The 23,676-nt window shown below is 51.0% G+C and carries 18 protein-coding genes, 1 tRNA gene and 2 pseudogenes; 12 read left to right on the top strand and 9 right to left on the bottom strand.

Annotation, left to right across the window (positions count from 1 at the left end):
- The first annotated feature begins 4 nt into the window (after positions 1-4).
- Together trmH and recG are read left to right on the top strand one after the other, a co-directional pair.
- Complete coding sequence (gene trmH, locus ACLJNW_RS16505) at positions 5-694, top strand: tRNA (guanosine(18)-2'-O)-methyltransferase TrmH (protein ID WP_001068434.1); 690 nt, start codon at positions 5-7, stop codon at positions 692-694.
- A 5-nt stretch (positions 695-699) separates the two neighbouring features.
- Positions 700-2,781 (top strand): ATP-dependent DNA helicase RecG, encoded by a 2,082-nt coding sequence (recG, locus tag ACLJNW_RS16500; RefSeq protein WP_000016753.1) that lies wholly within the window; start codon positions 700-702, stop codon positions 2,779-2,781.
- Positions 2,782-2,816: 35 nt separating this feature from the next.
- On the opposite strand, the gene gltS is transcribed toward recG, so the two are convergent.
- The gene (gene gltS, locus ACLJNW_RS16495; RefSeq protein WP_000462250.1) at positions 2,817-4,022 is read right to left on the bottom strand and encodes a sodium/glutamate symporter; all 1,206 of its coding nucleotides are present in this window, start codon (positions 4,020-4,022) and stop codon (positions 2,817-2,819) included.
- Positions 4,023-4,249: 227 nt separating this feature from the next.
- On the opposite strand from gltS, the gene xanP reads away from it, so the two are divergent.
- Together xanP and ACLJNW_RS16485 are read left to right on the top strand one after the other, a co-directional pair.
- Positions 4,250-5,641 (top strand): xanthine/proton symporter XanP, encoded by a 1,392-nt coding sequence (gene xanP, locus ACLJNW_RS16490; protein WP_000115428.1) that lies wholly within the window; start codon positions 4,250-4,252, stop codon positions 5,639-5,641.
- Between the two features lie 120 nt (positions 5,642-5,761).
- Positions 5,762-7,471: an AsmA family protein gene (locus tag ACLJNW_RS16485; protein WP_023204174.1), complete on the top strand. Its 1,710-nt coding sequence runs from the start codon at positions 5,762-5,764 to the stop codon at positions 7,469-7,471.
- A gap of 102 nt (positions 7,472-7,573) precedes the next feature.
- Here the strand turns inward: ACLJNW_RS16485 and yicI are convergent, their stop codons facing one another.
- Complete coding sequence (gene yicI / locus ACLJNW_RS16480) at positions 7,574-9,892, bottom strand: alpha-xylosidase (protein ID WP_000703003.1); 2,319 nt, start codon at positions 9,890-9,892, stop codon at positions 7,574-7,576.
- Between the two features lie 11 nt (positions 9,893-9,903).
- On the bottom strand, positions 9,904-11,286 hold the full coding sequence (locus ACLJNW_RS16475) for a glycoside-pentoside-hexuronide family transporter (protein WP_000834256.1): 1,383 nt from the start codon (positions 11,284-11,286) through the stop codon (positions 9,904-9,906).
- A 287-nt stretch (positions 11,287-11,573) separates the two neighbouring features.
- Here ACLJNW_RS16475 and ACLJNW_RS16470 point away from each other — a divergent pair.
- Positions 11,574-11,668 (top strand) — tRNA-Sec (locus tag ACLJNW_RS16470).
- Between the two features lie 317 nt (positions 11,669-11,985).
- On the opposite strand, the gene ACLJNW_RS16465 is transcribed toward ACLJNW_RS16470, so the two are convergent.
- Positions 11,986-12,330, bottom strand: coding sequence for a hypothetical protein (locus tag ACLJNW_RS16465; protein WP_000120776.1), 345 nt, complete (start codon positions 12,328-12,330; stop codon positions 11,986-11,988).
- 411 nt (positions 12,331-12,741) lie between these two features.
- Here ACLJNW_RS16465 and ACLJNW_RS16460 point away from each other — a divergent pair.
- The 6 genes and pseudogenes from ACLJNW_RS16460 to misL form a co-directional block, all read left to right on the top strand.
- Positions 12,742-12,873 (top strand): annotated as a pseudogene (locus tag ACLJNW_RS16460) (TA system toxin CbtA family protein); the annotation flags it as partial.
- A gap of 134 nt (positions 12,874-13,007) precedes the next feature.
- A pseudogene (locus tag ACLJNW_RS16455) lies at positions 13,008-14,199 on the top strand (AAA family ATPase).
- A complete protein-coding gene (locus ACLJNW_RS16450) occupies positions 14,196-14,405 on the top strand; it encodes a hypothetical protein (protein WP_125541612.1) in 210 nt (69 codons plus the stop codon). Before ACLJNW_RS16455 ends, ACLJNW_RS16450 begins: the two are co-directional and overlap by 4 nt.
- Positions 14,402-15,127 (top strand): retron system putative HNH endonuclease, encoded by a 726-nt coding sequence (locus tag ACLJNW_RS16445; protein WP_024146321.1) that lies wholly within the window; start codon positions 14,402-14,404, stop codon positions 15,125-15,127. Before ACLJNW_RS16450 ends, ACLJNW_RS16445 begins: the two co-directional genes overlap by 4 nt.
- A gap of 1,096 nt (positions 15,128-16,223) precedes the next feature.
- Positions 16,224-16,841 carry a helix-turn-helix transcriptional regulator gene (locus ACLJNW_RS16440; RefSeq protein WP_000984806.1) on the top strand — a complete coding sequence of 206 codons (618 nt, stop codon included), beginning with the start codon at positions 16,224-16,226 and terminating at the stop codon, positions 16,839-16,841.
- A 74-nt stretch (positions 16,842-16,915) separates the two neighbouring features.
- Positions 16,916-19,783 carry an intestinal colonization autotransporter adhesin MisL gene (gene misL / locus ACLJNW_RS16435; protein ID WP_024154667.1) on the top strand — a complete coding sequence of 956 codons (2,868 nt, stop codon included), beginning with the start codon at positions 16,916-16,918 and terminating at the stop codon, positions 19,781-19,783.
- 94 nt (positions 19,784-19,877) lie between these two features.
- Here the strand turns inward: misL and ACLJNW_RS16430 are convergent, their stop codons facing one another.
- Positions 19,878-20,342, bottom strand: coding sequence for a hypothetical protein (locus tag ACLJNW_RS16430; protein WP_001521985.1), 465 nt, complete (start codon positions 20,340-20,342; stop codon positions 19,878-19,880).
- 10 nt (positions 20,343-20,352) lie between these two features.
- Positions 20,353-21,210: a transcriptional regulator gene (locus ACLJNW_RS16425; protein ID WP_001278065.1), complete on the bottom strand. Its 858-nt coding sequence runs from the start codon at positions 21,208-21,210 to the stop codon at positions 20,353-20,355.
- 784 nt (positions 21,211-21,994) lie between these two features.
- Between ACLJNW_RS16425 and ACLJNW_RS16420 the strand changes: the two genes are divergently transcribed.
- Positions 21,995-22,675 carry an isochorismatase family protein gene (locus ACLJNW_RS16420; RefSeq protein ID WP_000106461.1) on the top strand — a complete coding sequence of 227 codons (681 nt, stop codon included), beginning with the start codon at positions 21,995-21,997 and terminating at the stop codon, positions 22,673-22,675.
- 228 nt (positions 22,676-22,903) lie between these two features.
- On the opposite strand, the gene cigR is transcribed toward ACLJNW_RS16420, so the two are convergent.
- From cigR to mgtR, 3 genes are all read right to left on the bottom strand, one after another.
- A complete protein-coding gene (gene cigR, locus ACLJNW_RS16415; protein WP_001065327.1) occupies positions 22,904-23,383 on the bottom strand; it encodes an anti-virulence regulatory inner membrane protein CigR in 480 nt (159 codons plus the stop codon).
- A gap of 101 nt (positions 23,384-23,484) precedes the next feature.
- Positions 23,485-23,571 carry a magnesium transporter protection protein MgtU gene (mgtU, locus tag ACLJNW_RS16410; protein WP_252515021.1) on the bottom strand — a complete coding sequence of 29 codons (87 nt, stop codon included), beginning with the start codon at positions 23,569-23,571 and terminating at the stop codon, positions 23,485-23,487.
- 12 nt (positions 23,572-23,583) lie between these two features.
- A complete protein-coding gene (gene mgtR, locus ACLJNW_RS16405; protein ID WP_001082117.1) occupies positions 23,584-23,676 on the bottom strand; it encodes a protein MgtR in 93 nt (30 codons plus the stop codon).

Below are 23,676 nucleotides of genomic sequence, written 5' to 3'. Positions count from 1 at the left end.
CGCTATGAATCCAAAACGTTATGCGCGTATATGCGAAATGCTCGCCAGGCGTCAGCCTGATCTCACGGTCTGCATGGAGCAAGTCCACAAACCTCATAACGTTTCTGCAATCATTCGTACCGCAGATGCCGTTGGCGTCCATGAAGTCCATGCTATCTGGCCAGGTAGCCGGATGCGCACCATGGCTTCCGCGGCGGCGGGCAGCAACAGTTGGGTACAGGTGAAAACTCACCGTACCATTGGCGATGCGGTAGCCCATTTGAAAGGACGGGGAATGCAGATTCTGGCAACCCATCTTTCTGATAAGGCCGTAGACTTTCGCGAGATTGATTACACGCGCCCGACCTGTATTCTGATGGGTCAGGAGAAAACCGGTATTACTCAGGAAGCATTAGCCCTGGCGGATCGGGATATCATCATTCCGATGATCGGCATGGTACAGTCGCTGAACGTTTCCGTCGCCTCCGCGCTCATTCTTTATGAAGCCCAGCGCCAGCGGCAGAACGCGGGCATGTATCTGCGTGAAAATAGCATGTTGCCGGAAGATGAACAGCAGCGCCTGCTGTTTGAGGGTGGTTATCCGGTGCTGGCGAAAGTCGCTAAACGTAAAGGTCTGCCTTATCCTCGCGTCAATCAGCAGGGCGAAATAGACGCCGATGCTGACTGGTGGACGACGATGCAGGCGGCAGGGTAATCACCATGTCAGGCCGCTTGTTAGACGCTGTTCCGCTCAATTCCCTGACAGGCGTCGGCGCAGCGCAAAGCAGTAAACTGGCGAAAATTGGCCTGCATACCGTGCAGGACCTCCTGCTCCACCTCCCTCTGCGTTACGAAGACCGTACCCATCTCTACCCTATTGGCGAACTGCTACCTGGCATCTACGCCACCGTTGAAGGTGAAGTGCTGAACTGCAATATCACTTTCGGCGGTCGTCGGATGATGACCTGCCAGATTAGCGACGGTTCCGGCATTCTTACCATGCGCTTTTTCAATTTTAACGCGGCGATGAAAAACAGCCTGGCGACGGGACGACGTGTGCTGGCCTACGGGGAAGCGAAGCGCGGCAAGTATGGCGCAGAGATGATCCATCCGGAATATCGCCTGCAGGGCGATCTCAGCACGCCGGAACTTCAGGAAACGCTCACCCCCGTCTATCCGACCACCGAGGGCGTGAAGCAAGCGACACTGCGCAAGCTTACCGATCAGGCGCTGGAGTTGCTCGACACCTGCGCCATTGCCGAACTACTGCCACCGGAACTGGCGCAGGGTATGATGAGCCTGCCGGAGGCTCTACGTACCTTGCATCGCCCGCCGCCGACGCTCCAGCTCGCCGATTTAGAAACCGGCAAACACCCGGCGCAGCGGCGGCTTATTCTTGAAGAGCTACTGGCGCATAATCTCAGTATGCTGGCGCTTCGCGCAGGCGCGCAGCGCTATCACGCGCAGCCGCTAAGTACCAACAACATATTGAAAGACAAGCTGCTGGCGTCGTTGCCGTTTAAACCCACCAGCGCGCAGGCGCGGGTGGTGGCAGAGATCGAACGTGATATGGCGCTCGATGTGCCAATGATGCGTCTGGTTCAGGGCGACGTGGGTTCCGGTAAAACGTTGGTTGCGGCGCTTGCCGCCTTGCGCGCTATTGCCCACGGTAAGCAGGTGGCGCTGATGGCGCCGACCGAACTGCTCGCCGAACAGCACGCTAACAACTTCCGTAGCTGGTTTGCACCGCTGGGGGTTGAGGTGGGTTGGCTGGCCGGTAAGCAAAAAGGTAAAGCGCGTCAGGCGCAGCAAGAGGCTATTGCCAGCGGTCAGGTGCAGATGATTGTCGGCACCCACGCTATCTTTCAGGAACAGGTGCAGTTTAACGGGCTGGCGCTGGTCATTATCGATGAGCAGCACCGCTTTGGCGTCCACCAGCGGCTGGCATTGTGGGAAAAAGGCCAACAACAGGGCTTTCATCCGCATCAGTTGATTATGACCGCAACGCCCATTCCGCGCACCCTGGCGATGACTGCCTACGCCGATCTCGATACCTCGGTGATTGACGAGCTACCGCCGGGCCGTACCCCTGTCACTACCGTTGCGATTCCGGATACCCGTCGCCATGAAATCATTGATCGTGTGCGCAACGCCTGCACAACCGAAGGCCGTCAGGCCTACTGGGTCTGTACGCTGATTGAAGAATCTGACCTGCTGGAAGCGCAGGCGGCGGAAGCCACCTGGGAGGAGCTCAAGCTGGCGTTACCGGAGTTGAATATCGGCCTGGTACACGGCCGCATGAAGCCCGCCGAAAAACAGGCGGTGATGCAGGCCTTTAAGCAGGGCGAACTGCATCTGCTGGTCGCCACTACGGTGATTGAGGTGGGGGTCGATGTTCCTAACGCCAGCCTGATGATTATTGAAAACCCGGAGCGACTGGGCCTGGCGCAATTACACCAGCTCAGAGGACGCGTTGGCCGTGGCTCGGTCGCGTCGCACTGCGTGCTGCTCTATAAATCGCCGTTGTCGAAAACGGCGCAGAAGCGTTTACAGGTATTGCGCGACAGCAACGACGGCTTTGTGATTGCGCAAAAAGATTTAGAGATTCGCGGCCCGGGGGAATTACTGGGCACGCGCCAGACAGGGAACGCCGAATTTAAAGTTGCGGATTTACTGCGCGATCAAGCCATAATCCCCGAAGTTCAGCGTATTGCCCGTCATATTCACGAACGTTATCCGCAGCAGGCACAAGCGCTGATTGAGCGCTGGATGCCGGAAACCGAACGTTATTCCAACGCCTAGTGAGCACGGCGGCTTTAATGCCGCCGTACAAACCCTTATTGCGCGAAAATCGGTAACATCAGGTACAGCTTGATCACCAACGCATTGACGATATCGATAAAGAACGCGCCGACCATCGGCACCACCAGGAACGCCATATGCGAGGGGCCAAAACGGTCGGTAATCGCCTGCATATTAGCAATGGCGGTCGGCGTTGCGCCCAGGCCAAAACCACAGTGACCCGCCGCCAGCACCGCCGCATCGTAGTTTTTCCCCATCATGCGCCAGGTGACGAAGATCGCGTACAGCGCCATGAAGATGGTCTGTACCACCAGAATCGCCAGCATCGGCAGCGCCAGCGACGCCAGTTCCCACAGCTTCAGGCTCATCAGCGCCATTGCCAGGAACAGTGACAAACTCACGTTCCCCAGCACCGAAACAGCACGCTCAAATACGCGATAAAAACCCACCAGCGCCAGGCCATTGCTGAGGATCACCCCAACAAATAGCACACAAACGAAGACCGGCAGTTCAAGCACCGTTCCCGCCAGTAGCTGCGCTACGATTTTGCCCACGGTCAGACAGATAGCAATCAGGGCGATAGTTTCGATTAGCACCAGAGAGGTGATCATACGACCCACATCCGGCTTTTCAAAGGCTGTCGGCACGGCCTGATCGTCAGGCATTCCATCCGGCGTGGTGGAGTGTTTCACCAGATAACGCGCTACCGGGCCGCCAATCAACCCGCCCAGCACCAGGCCAAAGGTTGCACATGCCATCGCAACTTCGGTGGCATTGGCAAAACCATAACGTTCGACAAACAGTTTACTCCACGCCGCGCCGGTACCGTGTCCGCCGGACAGCGTAATTGACCCGGCAATCAGCCCCATTAACGGGTCCAGCCCCAACAGACTCGCCATGCCGATACCGATGGCATTCTGCATCAGCAGTAATCCGACCACGACGACCAGGAAGACGCCAACAACGCGTCCCCCCTTGCGCAGGCTGGCAAGGTTAGCGTTAAGGCCGATCGTCGCGAAAAACGCCAGCATCAACGGATCGCGCAGGGTCATATCAAAGTTGACCTCCCAACCGACGCTTTTTTTCAGCACAAGCAGAGCAACCGCGACCAGTAACCCCCCCGCCACCGGTTCCGGAATCGTATATTTCTTCAGTAAGGAGACAGACTGGACCAGCTTGCGACCCAGTAGCAGCACCAGCGTGGCGGCGACAAGGGTCGATAAGGTATCGAGTTCAAACATTTAAAGCTCCTGTAGTGCGCTGTGACACGTGCGCACAAATCATTTCCTGAGTCAGTTTTTTAGCTCTTTGCGAGTCTTCGGCATGGATTTTAAGCAGAAAAAGGCAAAAAGTTATATAAAAAGGTGCATTTATCTTTTTTAAATATTAAGAATATTCGCTCGCAATCGTTTGCTTTTACCATCTGGTCAGATAAAATCACCGCTTTTCCACCACGAGAATGTCCCTGATGTCCGTTAACGCCATCGAGCCGGCAGATGCGCAACCGGTTGCGCAGACGCAAAACAGCGAATTAATTTACCGTCTTGAAGATCGCCCGCCGCTCCCTCAAACCCTTTTTGCCGCTTGTCAGCATCTGCTGGCCATGTTTGTCGCGGTAATCACGCCAGCGCTGTTAATCTGCCAGGCGTTGGGTTTACCGGCGCAGGATACGCAGCACATTATCAGCATGTCGCTGTTCGCCTCCGGCGTAGCCTCTATTATTCAAATCAAAGCGTGGGGGCCGGTAGGATCGGGGCTGTTATCCATCCAGGGAACCAGTTTTAACTTTGTCGCCCCGCTGATTATGGGCGGTACCGCGCTGAAAACCGGCGGCGCGGACGTCCCGACGATGATGGCGGCGCTGTTCGGCACGCTGATGCTGGCAAGCTGCACCGAGATGGTGCTTTCTCGCATTCTACATCTGGCGCGCCGGATTATCACGCCGTTAGTCTCCGGCGTCGTGGTGATGATTATTGGCCTGTCGCTGATTCAGGTGGGGCTAACTTCCATCGGCGGCGGCTATGCCGCCATGAGCGACAACACCTTTGGCGCACCGAAAAACCTGTTACTGGCCGGCGTCGTCCTGGCCATTATCATCCTGCTGAATCGGCAACGTAATCCCTACCTGCGCGTGGCTTCTTTGGTTATTGCCATGGCGGCAGGCTATCTTTTGGCCTGGTTTATGGGCATGTTGCCTGAGAATAACGCGCCGGTCTCGCAGGACATCCTGATGGTGCCGACCCCGCTGTATTATGGTCTGGGCATTGACTGGAACCTGTTACTGCCGTTGATGCTGGTCTTTATGATTACGTCGCTGGAGACCATCGGAGACATCACCGCCACCTCTGATGTCTCCGAGCAGCCGGTATCCGGCCCCTTGTACATGAAACGGCTAAAGGGCGGCGTACTGGCTAACGGCCTGAACTCATTTGTTTCAGCGGTATTTAATACGTTCCCGAATTCCTGTTTCGGTCAGAACAACGGCGTAATTCAGTTGACTGGCGTCGCCAGTCGCTATGTGGGATTTGTCGTCGCGCTGATGCTGATTGTGCTCGGCCTGTTCCCGGCGGTAAGCGGTTTTGTGCAGCATATCCCGGAACCGGTGCTCGGCGGCGCCACGTTGGTGATGTTCGGCACCATTGCCGCCTCCGGGGTGCGTATTGTCTCGCGTGAGCCGCTGAACCGCCGCGCGATTCTGATTATCGCCCTGTCGCTGGCCGTGGGTCTTGGCGTCTCGCAACAGCCGCAGATCCTGCAGTTCGCGCCGGAATGGGTGAAAAATCTGCTCTCATCCGGAATTGCCGCTGGCGGCATCACGGCTATCGTGCTGAACCTGATTCTCCCGCCGGAAAAACCGTAAAAACCCTGCGGCGGCGACACGATTCGCCGCTGCTGTAACGCTCTTTCACCATTCCTGTCTTGAGGATTGCACGCAAATCGTGCATAAATCCCCTATGTGCATTTCACGGGATGGAAGACCATGAAATTGATTGGGAGGTTGCTTCTCTACGTGCTGATCGCCTGTGTAGTGGTGATTTTCGGCTTTTATTTTCTGCTGCAAACGCGCTGGGGCGCAGATCATGTCAGCAACTGGGTATCAGAGAACAGCGGTTATCACCTCACATTCGACGTGATGGATCATCGTTTTTCCGCCCCATCCCATCTTTTACTGGAGAATGTGACCTTTGGTCGTGATGGTCAGCCTGCTACCCTGGTCGCGAAAACCGTAGATATCGGTCTGAGCATTCGCCAGTTAACCGCGCCGCTGCATGTCGACACGATCCTGTTACAGGACGGCACGCTGAATATTTCAGTGCAAACCGCCCCTTTCCCGTTTGAGGCCGACCGCCTGCAACTTCGCAATATGGCGCTCAATAGTCCCGGCAGCGAATGGCGGTTGAGCGCCCAGCGCGTTAACGGCGGCGTTATGCCCTGGCGCCCCGAAGCCGGTCGGGTATTAGGCAATAAAGCCCAGATCCAACTGAGCGCCGGTTCGCTGACGTTAAACGACGTTCCCGCCACTAATGTGCTTATTGAAGGCAGTATCGACCATAATCAGGTGATGTTAAACACCGTCGGCGCCGATATGGCGCGCGGAGCGTTAACCGGCGTCGCCCGACGTAACGCTGATGGTAGTTGGGTCGTTGAAAATCTGCGGCTGAATGATATTCGGTTACAAAGCGATAAATCCCTGAGCGAGTTTTTCGCGCCGCTGACTACGGTTCCATCTTTGCAGATTGGTCGTCTTGAAGTGACGGACTCCAGCCTGCAAGGACCAGGCTGGGCAGTCACCGATCTTGACCTGAGTTTGCGCAATCTGACTCTGCGCAAAGAAGACTGGCAAAGTCAGGAAGGTAAATTATCGATGAACGCCAGTGAGTTTATTTACGGCTCACTGCACTTGCTCGATCCAATCCTGAACGCCGAATTTTCACCACAGGGCGTTGCGCTACGCCAGTTCACCACCCGCTGGGAAGGCGGTATGGTCAGAACCTCCGGCGCCTGGTTACGCGAGAGCAAAGCGCTGATTCTGGACGATACCGCTATCGCCGGGCTGGAGTATACGCTGCCGGAAAACTGGAAGCAGTTATGGATGAAGCCGTTGCCCGACTGGTTGAACAGCCTGACGCTGAAAAAATTCAGCGCCAGCCGCAATCTGGTGATCGATATCGACCCGGCCTTCCCGTGGCAAATCACCGCTCTGGACGGCTACGGCGCAAACCTGGAGCTGGTACAACATCATCAATGGGGCGTCTGGAGCGGCAATGCGACCCTCAACGCCGCAGCGGCAACCTTTAACCGTGTGGACGTGCGCCGCCCGTCGCTGTCGTTGACGGCTAATGCCAGCACGGTCAACATCAGCGATCTGAGCGCGTTTACTGGAAAAGGGATACTGGAAGCCACTGCCAGCGTATCGCAACTGCCGCAGCGTCAGACGCAAATCAGCCTGAACGGACGCGGCGTACCAATGGATGTGCTACAGCAGTGGGGCTGGCCGGCATTACCGATTGCTGGCGATGGCAATATTCAGCTCACGGCCAGCGGCAATATTCAGGCCGATGCGCCGTTGAAACCGACGGTAAACGGGCAATTACACGCGGTCAACGCACAAAAGCAGCAGATAACACAGACGATGCAAGCGGGCGTGGTGTCCGGCGGTGAAGTTACGTCAACGGAGCCAGCGCTGTAATTGAGGGCTTGCCCGGTGGCGATGGCGCTTACCGGGCTTACGGTTCTTGCTCATTTGTAGGCCGGATAAGCGCAGCTCACGGCGCCATCCGGCGATTCAGATTTAAAGCGTAATCACCACTTCATTTCCCTGCGGGGTGACCACTACGCCCAGTTCACTTCCCGCATATGAGCCGCATTTGGTACCGCTAATCTGCGTAATATTACGCAGACACAGCGTCCAGTTGCGCGCCTCGCCTTCGCCGCTCACCGTAATGGTATTGCCTGTGCGTTTCGCCTGCAGCGTAAAGATTGTCGAACCATCCGTAGCAGGGACTTCGCAGACCGCTTCGCAACCGTCATCCAGATGGAATAACTGGAAGGCCGTACCCTCATGCCAGGCGTAATCGGGCTTCTGGCTATTGTTGCCCAGCGCCAGTAGTGTATTGTCACGCACGTACACTGGCAGGCTCAGGAAGTCATGCTGCTGTTTATGCCAGCGGCTGCCCTGCACTTCATCGTTGCGCCACAGGTGCGTCCAGCGTCCTTCTGGCAGGTAGAACTCCACGTCGCCCGCTTCACTAAATACCGGCGCTACCATGACCGCATCTCCCAGCATGTACTGGCGATCAAGATAATCACACGCCGGATCGTCCGGAAACTCCAGCATCATCGCCCGCATCATTGGCGTGCCGGCTTCGTTGGCGCGCGCCGCTTCCCGATACAGATACGGCATCATCCGGCACTTCTGTTCGGTGAAGAAGCGCACCACGTCACAGGACTCGTCGTCATAGGCCCACGGAACCCGGTAGGATTTGCTACCGTGCAGGCGGCTGTGGCTGGAGAGCAAGCCGAATGCGCACCAACGCTTGTAGACATGCGCCGGCGCGGTATTCTCGAATCCGCCAATATCGTGACTCCAGAAGCCAAACCCTGACAGGCCGATGGACAGCCCGCCGCGCAGGCTTTCCGCCATCGATTCGTAGTTGGCGTAGCAGTCGCCGCCCCAGTGCACCGGGAACTGTTGCGCGCCCACCGAGGCGGAACGGGCGAACAGCACCGCCTCTTCAACGCCCACGGTCTCTTTCAGCACGTTCCACACCAGTTCGTTGTAGATGTAGGCATAATGGTTGTGCATTTTCTGTGGATCTGAACCATCAAACCACTGCACATCCGTTGGAATGCGTTCGCCGAAGTCAGTTTTGAAGCAGTCCACTCCCATCTCCACCAGGCCCTTCAGCTTGTCGGCATACCATTCGCAGGCTTGCGGGTTGGTGAAGTCGTAAATCGCCAGTCCCGGCTGCCATTTATCCCACTGCCACAAGGAGCCGTCCGGGCGTTTAAGTAAATACCCTTTCTCTTTCAGCTCCTGGAAAACCGGGGATTTCTGGCCGATGTAGGGGTTAATCCACACGCAGACTTTCAGCCCTTTCGCTTTCAGGCGGCGAATCATCCCTTTCGGATCGGGGAAAGTCACCGGGTCCCATTCAAAATCGCACCACTGGAAAGCCTTCATCCAGAAACAGTCGAAGTGGAAGACGTGCAGCGGCAGATTGCGCTCGGCCATACCATCGATAAAGCTGTTAACGGTCGCTTCGTCGTAGTTGGTGGTGAATGAGGTGGTCAGCCACAGGCCAAACGACCAGGCGGGCGGCAGCGCCGGACGACCCGTAAATTGGGTATAGCGGTTCAGCACGTCTTTCGGGGTCGGGCCGTCGATGACGAAGTATTCCAGATACTCGCTCTCAACGCTGAACTGAACTTTGGAGACTTTCTCGGAGCCAATTTCAAACGACACGCACTGCGGATGATTCACCAGCACACCGTAGCCACGGTTGGTGATATAGAACGGGATGTTCTTGTAAGACTGCTCGGTACTGGTGCCGCCGTCACGGTTCCAGGTCTCCACCGTCTGACCGTTGCGCACCAGCGCGGTAAAACGCTCGCCAAGCCCGTAGACGGTTTCGCCCACGCCGAGATCCAGACGCTCGAACATGTAGTTGCGCCCGCTGTTGGTATCCTGCACATAGCCGTTATTTTTCAACTGACTACCGGTGATACGTACACCGTTGCGCAGAAAATCCAGTGACCAGAGCTCGCCTTTGGTGACGCGCACGCTCAGGCTGCCGCTCTTGAGTTCGGCAAATTCGGCGTTGTTCTGCATCTCCACGTTGATATCTTGCAAGACATTGAGCGGATAATGTGGGCCGTTATCCAAAGCGCCCTGGAAGTGTTCCATCCGTACACCTATCACTCCTTCCTGCGGCGAGAAAAAGCGCAGGGTAAACAACGGGGTATCCAGTTGCCAGGTTCGTTCGCGGACATCGCGCGGCGCGGCATAGACCACCATCTCATTCCCGTGCTGTTCAACGTCGAACACCTGAACCGGGTGAATCAAATTAAGGCCAGGCTGGATCAGCCAGTTTCCGTCGCTAATTTTCATAGTCTGTTCCTTTAGTTCTGCAATTCTTTATGGGTAAATTCTTGTTCGTTGCGGTGTGCGCCCTGCGCCAGTTGTTCCAGAATGGTTTTCAGGAACGGGCTTTTCAGGGTGTAGTAGCGTTTAGCGATCGCGGCGCTCAGCAGATAACAGATGGCCGGAACGATAGTGAACAGAGCGATGATGATGCTGATCGTGGCGCTGTTTTGCGTTTTCGCCGCCGCGTCGTAACCGCCGCCTGCCAGCATCCAGCCAATCAGCGCCCCGCCGAGGGCAAGACCCAGTTTCAGCACGAACAACGTGCCGGCAAAACTGATCCCCGTCAGGCGTTTGCCGTTACACCATTCGCCGTAGTCGACGGTGTCAGACATCATCACCCACTGGATAGGCGTGACTAACTGGTGCAATACGCCAATCACAAAGATAAAGACGAACATAGCGATCGTGGCGTGCATCGGTACGAAGAACATCGCCACGCTGATTACTGCGAGTAAAGCGTTGGTCCAACAAAAAACGCTCACTTTGCATTTCCAGTCGGTCAACGGTTTTGCCAGCGCCGAGCCAATCAGGTTGCCGACACAATAGGTGGTGAGGAAGGCGACAAACACGCCCGGTTTGCCCAATATCCAGGTGACGTAATACATCATCGCCCCGCCGCGCACGCATACCGCCAGAATATTCAGGATGGTGAGCAGGCCGACTATGCGCCACTGGTCGTTGTGCCAGATATCACGCAGGTCTTCACGCATGGAGGTATGGGTGGCAGGCGCTTCAACGCGCTCTTTGGTGGTAAAGAAGCAGAACGCCAGCATCAGGAACGCCACCACCGAGAGCGCTGCGATACCCCCCTGGAAGCCCAGCGCCTTATTCTCGCCGCCAATCAGTTTCACCAGAGGCATCATCAGTACGGTAGAAAGCATTCCGCCCGCCGTTGCCAGCACAAAGCGCCAGGATTGCAGGGAGATACGCTGCGTTGGGTCATTGGTTATTACACCCCCCAACGCGCAGTAAGGGATGTTGACCACAGTGTACAGAAGGGTGAGCAACGTGTAGGTGATGGCGGCATAAATCATTTTGCCGTTCAGACTGAGATCCGGCGTGCTATAAGCCAGCACACAAACGATACCAAACGGCAACGCGCCAAACAGCACCCAGGGTCGGAATTTGCCCCAGCGAGAGCGGGTGCGGTCGGCCAGCAGGCCCATACAAGGGTCGGAGATGGCATCAAGCGCACGCGCCAGTAAAAACATGGTGCCAACAAAACCAGCGGGAATGCCGAAAATATCGGTATAGAAGAACATCATATATAACATGACGTTATCAAAGATGATGTGGCTGGCGGCATCGCCCATACCATAGCCAATCTTCTCCTTAACGGAGAGAATTTCACTTTTCATTACGCATCCTTAACGCTCACAACGCTCACTGATACCGGTTACAGTTTTTGTAAACCTTCCCTGCGAGCGTGAATATTCCGTTATTTGGTTATCAAATTACGATTCTTGTTTTCTGTGATCAGGGTAGCGTCAAAAAGTGTGATGAAATGTAACTAATGGATTTTATGGGGGTTTATATGAAACCGATCATGGCAGAAGGAAAGGGAAGTTAAAAAAGCACGGGAGGGGATGTGGAAACGCCAGGAAGTAGCTATAATGCGCGCGCCTCCATGTAGCAATCGAGGCGCGGAAGATCGTCGTCTCCGGTGAGGCGGCTGGACTTCAAATCCAGTTGGGGCCGCCAGCGGTCCCGGGCAGGTTCGACTCCTGTGATCTTCCGCCAAAATCCTTCTCTCATGCCCACCATTCGTCCTCTATTTCGGGACAAAGTATTTGCTTATTATTAAGACCAGTTCTTGCATATAATACGAAAGGAAAGGTGGAGAGAGAAAGTGGAATATTATTTTATTAATCACCATTTACCGATTGCTAAAACCAAACGTCCATTTATTGTGGGATATCGTCCGCAAAGAAGGGATAAAAGTACGCCAGAACTAACGCGGGCGGGACTTAACTAATCACCAAACGAACTTGTGGGTCATACTTACAGGCTCATCCTTTCTCAAAAGAGGTAACGCTTACCAGGCCAAAATTATGAGATCAACGTATAGAGCCATCCGGATAAAGATACATGCCTCCCTCCAGATACACGGGTTCTCCTTCTTCTACCGCTAAATTATGATATAGCGATTGCATTTCATCATCTGCACTTTCTTCCGGTTGGTTTTCAACTCGATAATAGGTATCTACATCATAGTTCTGTTTACGGAGATCGTCGTCGCTGTATACGCCAAGCCGTTTTTTTAAGCCTGTTATATTAAATATCCATTTTAACCCATCTTTAATATAATAGGCATCACCATAAGCATTTTCATCGGGGCATTCTTTATAGCCCATCCGCAATGCAACATCACAGCCATGCTTACCAACATATTTATAACTCATATCCCCCCCAATATGTTGCTTCAATATCCCAGATAAAATTCATAACGAAAACCTATCCTGATAACCTATGCCACATGAAGGATACAATTTAAACTAAAGTACGCGTTATATTATCCCCTAAGTCCGTATCAAGTATGCGTATTCTGTAGTAGGTAGTAATATGTTCTAATTTATTAATGTGAGTTATATATGAAGAGATTATTTACAGCGATGATTATCGCTTTTATTACCGTCACGGCATCATCCAGTGCGCTTGCCTGCCCAAAGGGTCAACATCCACATGGGGGTACAGGCTCACATCATAAGGGTGGATGGTGTTCATACGAGCAGTAACGTCGCAGCTTACTCATCTACTTGAAGGCACTATAGCCTTACGTTTATCAACGCAGGCGCTACGTTTGTCGATGCCGTAACTTTCTGAAGAAAAAACATGAACGAGTTGGTATCGAACGCAAAGAATATGGTTACCAGCAACAGTCACCTTGTCTCCAGGCTGTCGATATTCTACGGACACGACAGGAAAGGATTTTATTAATTCCTTAGAAAAACCATGTTAATCAACAGGATAAATAGTTAAAACGTGATAAAAGGCGTAACCTTTGCCCGCTTAAAGCGGGCAAGATTGCAGGCAAGAGATGTTATTATACTAAAACATAAAAACAGGTGAGGCTGGTGTAATGAGAATCGACAAACTTTCACTGCTTAACTTTCGTTGCTTCAGACAGCTCGATATTACTTTTGATGAGCACATTACGATTCTGGTTGCACCGAATGGCGCGGGCAAGACGACAGTGCTGGATGCGATACGCCTGGCGCTGTTTCCCTTTATTCGTGGTTTTGATGCCAGCCTCTACGTAAAAGATAAATCGCTGGCGATCCGTACAGAAGATGTACGTCTGGTTTTCCGCCCCGAAGCGCTGAACATGGAAATGTCGTCTCCGGCCATGATTACGGCTACCGGGGAATGGGAAAGTGGAAAAACGGCAACCTGGATGCTCGACAAGCGAGGAGAACAGCCGCCGCATGAAGATAAGACAGCGGCGCAGCTTACCCGTTGGGGTGAACAACTTCAGACGCTGGTGCGTGAAGAGCATAATTTGCAGCAGGTTGAGCTTCCCCTAATGCTTTATCTGGGGACTGCTCGCTTGTGGTATCAGGAACGTTATGAGACACAGCCTACTGAACAGCGTCTGGATAACAGCGCCTTTTCACGTTTGTCTGGTTATGACGATTGCCTTTCTGCCACATCAAATTATAAGCAATTTGAACAATGGTATAGCTGGTTATGGCTTAGCTACCGTGAACATCAAATCACACAACTTGAATCACCTTCAGCAAAGTTAAAAGAAGGTGTTCGTGTTCAGCGGATGAAAGAAGCTATTCAAGCCATCCAGCAAGCCATTAACTGTCTGACGCAGGAAGTGACTGGCTGGCACGATCTGGAATACAGCTCCAGCCATAACCAGCAATTGGTGATGAACCATCCACAGCACGGTAAGATTCCCTTATCCCAGCTCAGCGACGGCCTGCGTAATGCGGTTGCGATGGTAGCGGATATCGCGTTTCGCTGTGTCAAACTCAACCCCCATTTACGCGATGAAGCCGCCTTAAAAACACAGGGGATTGTGCTGATCGATGAAGTCGATATGTTCCTGCACCCAGCCTGGCAGCAGCAAATTATCCAGTCTTTGCGCAGCGCATTTCCACTAATCCAGTTTATTGTCACTACCCATAGCCCGCAGGTTATCAGCACGGTAAAACGTGAATCCATTCGTCTGCTTGAGCAGGATGAGAATGGCAACGGGAAAGCGTTGATGCCGCTCGGAGCGACCTACGGCGAGCCGAGTAACGACGTGCTACAAAGTGTGATGGGTGTCGATCCGCAACCTCCGGTTAAGGAGAAGGCTGACCTACAAAAGCTGACGGCTTGGGTAGATCAAGGGAAGTACGACGAGCCAGAAGCACAGCAACTGATGGCTGCATTACAGGCGGCGCTGGGTGATCAACATCCACAACTCCAACGCTTACAGCGCAGCATTGCCCGGCAGAACATGCTGAAAGGGAAAGCGCAATGAGGCATGTGATAAAAACCCGACGTGGAACAGATGCCTTACTCACTGCACATGAGCAACCACCACAAAATTCAGATCAATCAACTCGTCGCTGGCAGCACTTTGGTCGTGAGAATAAAGCAGCCTTAATGACTCTGCTTCTCAATGAGCAATATCACCTTTGCTGTTACAGCGAAATCCGTGCTGATTTGCGTGGCCTCGGCTATCACATTGAACACGTCGAAAATAAAAGTCAGCAGCCAGGGCGAACCTTCGATTATCAAAATCTCGCCGCCAGCGCGTTAGACTCTGAGAATGGTTTGCACCTGTTTGGTATCAACGCTTTCGGCGGTCACGCAAGAGGAAAACAAGAGGCCGTGGATATGGCAAAGTTTATTCATTGTCACCTCCCTGACTGTTCTCGTTATTTTGCTTACCTTTCTGATGGCCGAATAGTACCGGCTGATGAGCTAAATGCCCAGGAAATGGAGAGGGCAGAGTACACCATTGATCTACTAAATCTGAACAGCGGATTCCTTCAAACGGAACGTCGTAATCATTGGGAAGAGCTGGAACAGCTTTTTGAGGAACATATTGAAAAAGGCTGGGATCTGCAACAATTACTTCAGCTTGAGCTGGTCCCTTCGCTAGATCATAAACTGCATGAATTCTTCAGCATTACACGCCAGTTTTTCCAGCAAGAAGCTGAACAGGTATTACAGATCCACGCCCCAGCATTAATTTAACACCACTATTCCTGATTCAGGGCGACAGCGTGATTTATTGTGAGTCGCCTTCCTGAGTTACACCCGCAAGATTTATTCAACTTTATTTCACCGCATAATGTGTCTGCCACTCCCGGCATGCGCGTTTGCTTTTTACTGGCAGTTAGTTTAATTTTTTGTACGTATCCCACATAATCGTGCTACTCACATTTAGAGATCACGTAATCGATCTGCTGACGAAGGAATCTCTATGCGTAAAGTCCGTCTTACTGAGCATCAAAACATCGCCGTAATTAAGTTGGTCGAAGCCGGATGAATGGTTAAAGATATCTGCCCTGAGGCGGATATTTGTGAAGTGACTGACTATATCTATGGACATTGGGTTTCACCACATCCTGTTTCTCACTAATGTGCTCCGGGAAAGAGTTTTCATCAGATGAGCGATTGAAAAGAGAAGCCAGAAGCTGAAGTTGCTTCGACCAATAAGTCTGTCACTTGCTCAGACTGTCACGATCAGAATTAAGTCAGATCAACTTATTGGCAAGGTATGACTCCCGGCGTTAAGTTACAAAATTTTCTCATGGCATTAGCATTACACCCTCTTAAAGTTTACATGCGTCTCTATAAAATAGTCTTAAATTTGTATATAAGAAGTTGATGAGAGCACAAATATCACCATTAAGTCATTGAATAACAATGCAATAAAAGAAAAAATCTTAAATTAGCTTTTAATAATAAGAATTCATTACAGGTTTACAGGAATTACTTTTATATTTCATCACATCACCCCGATAGTGACAAAGGCAGCAGACAGCTGGTATTGAGAACCGTTATTTATCACTCTCATGATTTAGCAAATAGTGCTGTTTTAAGATTTTTTATGATACTGGAGATACTGTATAAAAATCTCAATGGGTGAAATACAAATCCGAAATGATGTATTACGACTGTCGGATCTGTCATGGTTTTTTAAAGCTGTATTTTAGTGCTTTCCAGGAGTTTATGACACTGACAATATTTCGCGACTTTTGACAGTCGTAGTACTTTATATTATCTGGATTGACACATTTATTTACCAATGAAATATTAATAGAAACATCGACAGGAGTCGTTCAGGATGATGAGAAAGCCTTCACAAATTGTCCATTGCATTAGTTGCGATTTATCCTGTCAATTATTTCCTGACAGCGCAGTACGGGTGCAATACTGTCATAATGCGGCATTTTCCATCTGGCCAGATGGTAATGCTTTCCTGAAAAAAGGGTTTATTGAAAAGTTATTGCTTGATAGACACAATCATTTATCCAGCGGTTTTATCTTTGTTGATTTTTCTTTCCCGAATCTTCGACGATTTACCGATTTGCAATGGGCTGACAGTCTGGCAGACAGTGGCATGCATATTGTCCTGATTTCTGACAGAAGTTTAACTCCGCTGGCCAATTACTGGATTTTGAAAAGCAATAAAATACAAGGAATTATTTATTCCGATGACGATGATATTGTGCAACAGCAAAAGATGCACCGCTTGTTTACCGGTCGGCTTGCCAACAGTAAACGTGGACGAACGCTTAACTATACGGAATTTATATTACTGAAGCGCTTTGTATCAGGAATAAGTATTCAGCAGATTGTAAATATTGACAATATTGATATTAAGAAACTTTATGTGCATAAGCTGCGGCTTGAAAATAAGCTAGGGCATAGCATTCATAAAATAATATCAAATATTTTATAGGTCCGTTTCCATTTTTATTATTTCCATATTATTGCGATGTGGAAGACGCTTTACGCCATAATGCAGGAGGCAGAATGCCAACTCCCCAAAATTACTCATTCATCGCCATAGCGGTATCAGCAGCGTTAGCCTCTATGGTATTTCCCTCCCAGGCGGCCTGGGTTGACGTTGATAGTCTGCCATCCAGTGGGCTGGTCAGCCAGTTGCCGCCGGAATTACAGGCTATTATTCCCGCTCAGGCCAGTACCGGTTTCACCAAAGTCGGTACTATGCCCAACTACGTTTATCAGTGGAACACCGGCACCACCCCGGTTTATGGCAATGGCCTCACGCTTAATGGGCCGGGCGCGGAGGCGTTTGAACACACTGTCACGGTTATTCAGAACAGCGGGACGGGAAGTCCGGGCGTGATTTTTGGCAACGACCTGACCATTCGGACGCAGTCGGCGAATGCCGCGAATAATGGTAGAGACGTCGATGGCATCCGTACTCACGGCGCAAATACTCCGGATAACCCGGTATTTATTATTACCGGTGACCGTACCAACATCTACGTGGATGGTCAGGATGGTGACGGTATTAACGCCGGATATAACTCACTGGGCCAGGGTTGGACCGGATCGGCCAATATTTACGTCGGCGACGATCTGTATATCAAAACAACAGGTAGCCAGGGACGTGGAATTACAGCTAACGCCATGCGGGATGCGTCACGTGCCAAAAATACGATTGTCGTCGGCAATCGTGCACATATTGTTACTACCGGCGACAGTTCAGAGGGGCTGCGTACCGGACAAAGCGGTTCTTTGATTCGTCTGGGTGACGATGCAACCATCGAAACCTCCGGCGCATCCTCAACGGGGATTTACGCAGCATCCTCCTCCAGAACCGAGCTTGGCAACAACGCTACTATTACGGTGAACGGTGCCAGCGCACACGCGGTATATGCAACTAACGCTACCGTTAATTTGGGAGAGAATGCCACTATTAGCGTTAACAGCGCCAGTAAGGCTGCATCCTATAGTAAAGCCCCTGCCGGTTTATACGCCCTCTCCCGAGGCGCCATTAATCTGGCAGGCGGTGCGGCTATTACTATGGCGGGCGATAACAGTAGCGAAAGTTACGCCATCAGCACGGAAACTGGCGGCATTGTTGACGGTTCTTCAGGAGGTCGTTTCGTCATCGACGGTGATATTCGTGCTGCTGGCGCCACCGCTGCCAGCGGTACGCTACCGCAGCAGAACAGTACAATTAAGCTCAATATGACGGACAACTCGCGATGGGACGGGGCGTCGTACATCACCAGCGCTACGGCGGGCACAGGCGTTATCTCTGTACAAATGAGCGATGCGACCTGGAATATAACCAGCAGCTCAACGCTCACTGACCTGACGCTGAATAGTGGCGCAACCATTAACTTCAGCCATGAAGATGGCGAACCATGGCAAACGCTCACCATCAATGAAGATTATGTAGGCAACGGCGGTAAGCTGGTCTTTAATACTGTGCTCAACGATGATGATTCCGAAACGGACAGGCTGCAGGTTCTCGGCAATACTTCAGGCAACACATTTGTTGCAGTAAATAATATTGGAGGAGCCGGGGCGCAAACCATTGAAGGTATTGAAATTGTTAACGTTGCTGGCAATTCCAACGGTACTTTCGAAAAAGCAAGCCGTATTGTTGCCGGAGCCTATGACTACAACGTGGTGCAGAAAGGTAAAAACTGGTATCTGACCAGCTACATTGAGCCGGACGAACCGATTATTCCTGATCCAGTAGACCCAGTTATCCCTGACCCTGTCATTCCCGATCCGGTAGACCCTGATCCTGTAGACCCGGTTATCCCTGACCCTGTTATTCCCGATCCGGTGGACCCTGATCCTGTAGACCCTGAGCCAGTAGACCCGGTCATCCCTGATCCGACAATTCCTGACATAGGGCAATCTGACACACCGCCGATAACAGAACATCAGTTCCGTCCGGAAGTGGGCAGCTATCTTGCCAACAACTATGCGGCAAATACGCTGTTCATGACGCGTCTCCATGACCGTCTGGGTGAAACCCAGTACACCGACATGCTGACGGGTGAGAAGAAGGTCACCAGCCTGTGGATGCGTAACGTCGGCGCCCATACTCGCTTCAACGATGGCAGCGGGCAGCTAAAAACCCGCATCAACAGCTATGTGTTACAACTGGGAGGCGATCTGGCACAGTGGAGCACTGACGGTCTTGACCGTTGGCATATTGGTGCAATGGCAGGTTATGCCAACAGCCAGAACCGCACGCTGTCGTCCGTGAGTGACTATCATTCCCGTGGTCAAGTCACCGGTTACAGCGTCGGCCTTTACGGCACCTGGTATGCTAACAATATCGATCGGTCTGGGGCTTATGTGGATACCTGGATGCTGTACAACTGGTTTGATAACAAGGTCATGGGTCAGGATCAGGCCGCTGAGAAATATAAATCCAAAGGAATTACCGCCTCGGTTGAAGCCGGTTACAGCTTCAGGTTAGGTGAAAGCGCGCATCAAAGCTACTGGTTGCAGCCCAAAGCGCAGGTGGTATGGATGGGCGTGCAGGCTGACGACAATCGCGAAGCCAATGGTACCCTCGTCAAGGATGATACCGCCGGTAATCTGCTAACCCGCATGGGCGTAAAAGCCTATATTAACGGCCACAATGCTATTGATGACAATAAATCTCGAGAGTTCCAGCCGTTCGTGGAGGCGAACTGGATCCATAATACGCAGCCTGCCAGCGTGAAGATGGACGATGTCAGCAGCGATATGCGTGGTACGAAAAATATTGGTGAACTGAAAGTGGGTATTGAAGGGCAAATTACCTCGCGCCTGAACGTATGGGGTAACGTGGCGCAACAGGTAGGTGACCAGGGCTATAGTAATACCCAAGGCCTACTGGGGGTTAAATACAGTTTTTGATTCAGGTAACAACAGAGCCGCTGATCTTCAGCGGCTTTTACCCGGAAGCGCTTTCATTTGGCTGATACGTTCCATGAACGGCTCCCAAAACAGCTTAATGTGTACAGAAAAATATCGGGCGTTTCCCGATGGTGAACATAAAGCCACGATGGCCCTGAGTCAGGATGGTGTAACTGATACTTTTCCCTGGGTAGACATAAAAGTCGGGTAAAACCGTCTCGATAACCGCATCGGACAGTGTTTCGTCACGCGTGACTTTGTTGATATCCGTCGATATAAAATGGGTGCTGTCTTTATTTTCACTCCATACATAGGAAACATCACGGCGGATCACGCCGCTCATTTTATTATCGACGTAATATGTTCCGCTGATGGAAACCACCCCAGTGCGTTTTTTCAGCGAATACATAAAGTCCAGCGTCAGGTTAGCCTGAGTATTGTTATAAAACACAATCACAGGCGCCGTACATTTCTCTGGATCCCGGTTCTTTTCCGTATACAAATGAAAAAGATGCCCAAGCCCTACTCCCAGAAACAGTAGAGTCAGGCAGGCTAACATCAGTGCCTTTTTACCCATGTGTCACCCCGCGGAAAAAAAGCGTCACGCAACCTGTATCACCGCGCGTTTTATAAGGTTGCTGACAAATCAATGCCGTAACCGCTGGGGTGCGACTGCTGGAAGGGAAATAGACCCATGGGTATTTCTGACAATCCATACCGGTTTTTAGAATCATTGACTTATAGCTTGCAAAGCGGCTGCCGCTTTCGATATCTTCATTCCGCGAGAAAAAATGACAGCCCTGAGTTGTTTCAACCAGCGTGTAGCGATCGTAAAAATCCTTATCGGGAACGGTTTGCCAGCTGATAGTGCCAAGCAAAATACCGACAGCAAATGTCCCGGTCATCCAAAGTACAGGTACATAATGTTTAAACCAACGCCCTGACATACGCGGTGGCGTCTCACCCTTTTTTTCTATTGTCTGAGCGAAGTCTTTGCGGATGGTCATGAGGCTCACGCCAGGCTCAATCTGAAAGCCTCTACGCGGAACCGTGATTATCAGCGTATCTTCATTTTCGCCAACGGTACGTAATCCGCGGCGAATAATGGAGATATTCTGATAAAGCGTATTTGCCGACACCACCATGCCGTCTTCTTCCCACACTTTTTGAAAGAATGTTTGTTGTGAGACGACGGAGGGGGCGTTTTCCAGCAGAAGGCGCAAGCAGCGGCTGGCGGGCGTTGTCAGAATAATGTTGAGATCTGGCCTCGATAATGACGCCAGGCGATTCATTTCTGGATTAAATTCAATATTATCGTTAATTATCCATAACATCGCATTGTTACCATGCCAAAACATAACGTAGTTGGAGAGGGTTAATAGACACCACTGAGTATAGTCTGATGCTGTGGCTGCGTAGCAGGACATGGATTGTCCCCTGCACATACCGATCATATAGAAGAGCGAGAGGCATAAGACATTAACAGGTAAGCGTAGACACCGCTTTTCTCATTATAGCAGACTCAGGAGTGAAAGTACGTTTGGTTTTCTTGTTCGTTAAGTCTCCTGTTTTGTATTGAGGTGAGAATATCACCTTTAATCAGGTGGCCAAATTTACTGTGCCGCTACGCTTTAATATCGCATAGATAAATCATGAGAAAATATATCCTGACAATCTATATCATATGAAAGAGAGGGTTTTATTGAACGTGTTCTCTATAATGACTTGTAATATCCAAAAAAGCAGCACTCGTTATGTAGGGATAGTTTCCAATTTATTAAGAGTTACAGTAGCCATACTTAATAAAAGCACGCTTCCCACTTAATATTTAAGCTGTGCTTTATGTTATTTAAATATAAATAAGTTAACTCTTAATTGATATATTTCAAACTTATACTAAATAATTTTAAAACTATCCATCAGAAACAATTTGTAGGGACATAGTTTGTTTTTTCAATCAATAATCCTCTCTGACATGTAAAATAGAAACATTTATTCATAATATGAATATTGTTGTGATAACAGATTCGCGTGAAAGTAAATCGACTGAAGGTGATGCCGATGAATATTCCTTCAGAAAGAACTCAATAAGGTAATCCAGGATCGGCAACGGATTACTGTCATCAGCTTAAAAACGGAAATCGCCCCGGCGATTAATGACTTTAACACTGATAGTGATTATCAGTGAAAGGCAACAACAAGGAATGAATTATGTCTACACCCGCGAATTTTAACGGTCAACGCCCTGCCATTGATGCTAACGACGCAGTAATGCTGCTGATTGACCACCAAAGTGGCCTGTTTCAGACCGTCGGCGACATGCCGATGCCGGAATTACGCGCGCGCGCCGCGGCGCTGGCTAAAATCGCTACCTTATGCAATATGCCGGTCATTACTACCGCATCCGTACCACAGGGACCAAATGGTCCGCTGATTCCGGAAATCCATGCGAATGCGCCCCACGCGCAATATGTCGCGCGTAAAGGGGAAATTAATGCCTGGGATAATGCCGATTTTGTACAAGCGGTAAAAGCGACAGGCCGTAAAACGCTGATCATCGCTGGCACTATTACCAGTGTCTGTATGGCTTTTCCAGCCATCAGCGCCGTCGCGGAAGGGTACAAGGTATTTGCGGTAATTGATGCCTCCGGCACGTACAGTAAAATGGCGCAGGAAATTACGATGGCCCGCGTGGTGCAGGCGGGCGTAGTACCAATGGATACCGCGGCGGTAGCCTCTGAGCTGCAACGTACCTGGAATAGGGAAGATGCCGCAGAATGGGCGGATGTATATACCAAAATATTCCCGGCCTATCAGCTACTGATTGAAAGTTATACCAAAGCGCAGGAAGTAGTAAAAAATAATGAACTGCTGGATTCTCAACGCGCATAAATAACGCCCTGAAGCGGCTAAATAGCCCCATTTAATGGGGCTATTTTACTTGCCATTTTGGTCCTGGGCAGTGCTCGCCAAAACGCATTAGCGTTTTGAACGCCGCTTGCGGCGGCCCGAAGGGCGAGCGTAGCGAGTCAAACCTCACGTACTACGTGTACGCTCCAGTTTTTGCGCGCTGTCCGTGTCCAAACTGGCTGCGCCAATAACGCCTGGTGGGATAGGCTCTTAATCAAATACGCCATTAATAATCGCCGTGACCACCGCGGTACTGAGCGCGATCAGCACCAGATTATCCCCAACGATTTTCCACTCATAGCCCGGATAATAAGGTAATTGTCCCAGCATAGACGCCGGCACCGTTTTTTTAGCGATTCCCGGCGGCAGCGGTTTTCCTCTCGCCAGATTTTTCGCAATCCCCGGTGGTAAAGACTGATAACCCGTCAGCCCTAAATTTACTGCCAGTTGCCTGGCGACAGCGTAGCTAATGTCCGACTCGACGTGATCCGGTTTACCGCCATTTTTACGGTGTTCCGTTCTTTGCCCGGCATTTCCTTTATGCCCGTTACCGTTATTACCTTGATTAGCCGCGTTATTACTATGTCCGCCGCCATTGCCATTTCCCGGATTCGCCAGCACAGGCGTAGCGCTCAGGGAAAACGTAATCAACGTCGCCAGGACGGCGGTTAAACCACGACGATTGTTCATGATATTGCCCTTCTGATGTGGGATACCATGAAAATAGCGCCCCGCCATAAAAAGAACAACTACATCGATTCTTATTTTAAGCGGGGCTCGCCAACAGCAGCTTATCGTATCCAGATAGTCAGTAAAATCAGGATGATTGCTATCAGGACAACCTGATAAAAAATTTTGTCCAACCCTCTTTTTTGCATGGCGTCACCTCGTTAGAAAACGATTTGCCAGAGGGCTAAACACAACACCAACAGGCTAATCAGTAAAAATATCAGCGCGATGATTTTATCGGGTGAGCGATTCAT

The organism is Salmonella sp. SAL4457, assembly GCF_046548235.1.
In the GTDB taxonomy this organism is placed as follows: domain Bacteria; phylum Pseudomonadota; class Gammaproteobacteria; order Enterobacterales; family Enterobacteriaceae; genus Salmonella; species Salmonella enterica.
Note: the sequence above shows the minus strand (reverse complement) of the source record. Positions and strands in the feature narration are given on the sequence as shown.

Bases quoted from the DNA above. Each gene is read 5' to 3' on its own strand.
- trmH (WP_001068434.1), top strand. From the start codon at position 5: ATGAATCCAAAACGTTATGCGCGTATATGCGAAATGCTCGCCAGGCGT.
- recG (WP_000016753.1), top strand. From the start codon at position 700: ATGTCAGGCCGCTTGTTAGACGCTGTTCCGCTCAATTCCCTGACAGGC.
- gltS (WP_000462250.1), bottom strand. From the start codon at position 4,022: ATGTTTGAACTCGATACCTTATCGACCCTTGTCGCCGCCACGCTGGTG.
- xanP (WP_000115428.1), top strand. From the start codon at position 4,250: ATGTCCGTTAACGCCATCGAGCCGGCAGATGCGCAACCGGTTGCGCAG.
- ACLJNW_RS16485 (WP_023204174.1), top strand. From the start codon at position 5,762: ATGAAATTGATTGGGAGGTTGCTTCTCTACGTGCTGATCGCCTGTGTA.
- yicI (WP_000703003.1), bottom strand. From the start codon at position 9,892: ATGAAAATTAGCGACGGAAACTGGCTGATCCAGCCTGGCCTTAATTTG.
- ACLJNW_RS16475 (WP_000834256.1), bottom strand. From the start codon at position 11,286: ATGAAAAGTGAAATTCTCTCCGTTAAGGAGAAGATTGGCTATGGTATG.
- ACLJNW_RS16465 (WP_000120776.1), bottom strand. From the start codon at position 12,330: ATGAGTTATAAATATGTTGGTAAGCATGGCTGTGATGTTGCATTGCGG.
- ACLJNW_RS16445 (WP_024146321.1), top strand. From the start codon at position 14,402: ATGAGGCATGTGATAAAAACCCGACGTGGAACAGATGCCTTACTCACT.
- ACLJNW_RS16440 (WP_000984806.1), top strand. From the start codon at position 16,224: ATGATGAGAAAGCCTTCACAAATTGTCCATTGCATTAGTTGCGATTTA.
- misL (WP_024154667.1), top strand. From the start codon at position 16,916: ATGCCAACTCCCCAAAATTACTCATTCATCGCCATAGCGGTATCAGCA.
- ACLJNW_RS16430 (WP_001521985.1), bottom strand. From the start codon at position 20,342: ATGTTAGCCTGCCTGACTCTACTGTTTCTGGGAGTAGGGCTTGGGCAT.
- ACLJNW_RS16425 (WP_001278065.1), bottom strand. From the start codon at position 21,210: ATGTCCTGCTACGCAGCCACAGCATCAGACTATACTCAGTGGTGTCTA.
- ACLJNW_RS16420 (WP_000106461.1), top strand. From the start codon at position 21,995: ATGTCTACACCCGCGAATTTTAACGGTCAACGCCCTGCCATTGATGCT.
- cigR (WP_001065327.1), bottom strand. From the start codon at position 23,383: ATGAACAATCGTCGTGGTTTAACCGCCGTCCTGGCGACGTTGATTACG.
- mgtU (WP_252515021.1), bottom strand. From the start codon at position 23,571: ATGCAAAAAAGAGGGTTGGACAAAATTTTTTATCAGGTTGTCCTGATA.
- mgtR (WP_001082117.1), bottom strand. From the start codon at position 23,676: ATGAATCGCTCACCCGATAAAATCATCGCGCTGATATTTTTACTGATT.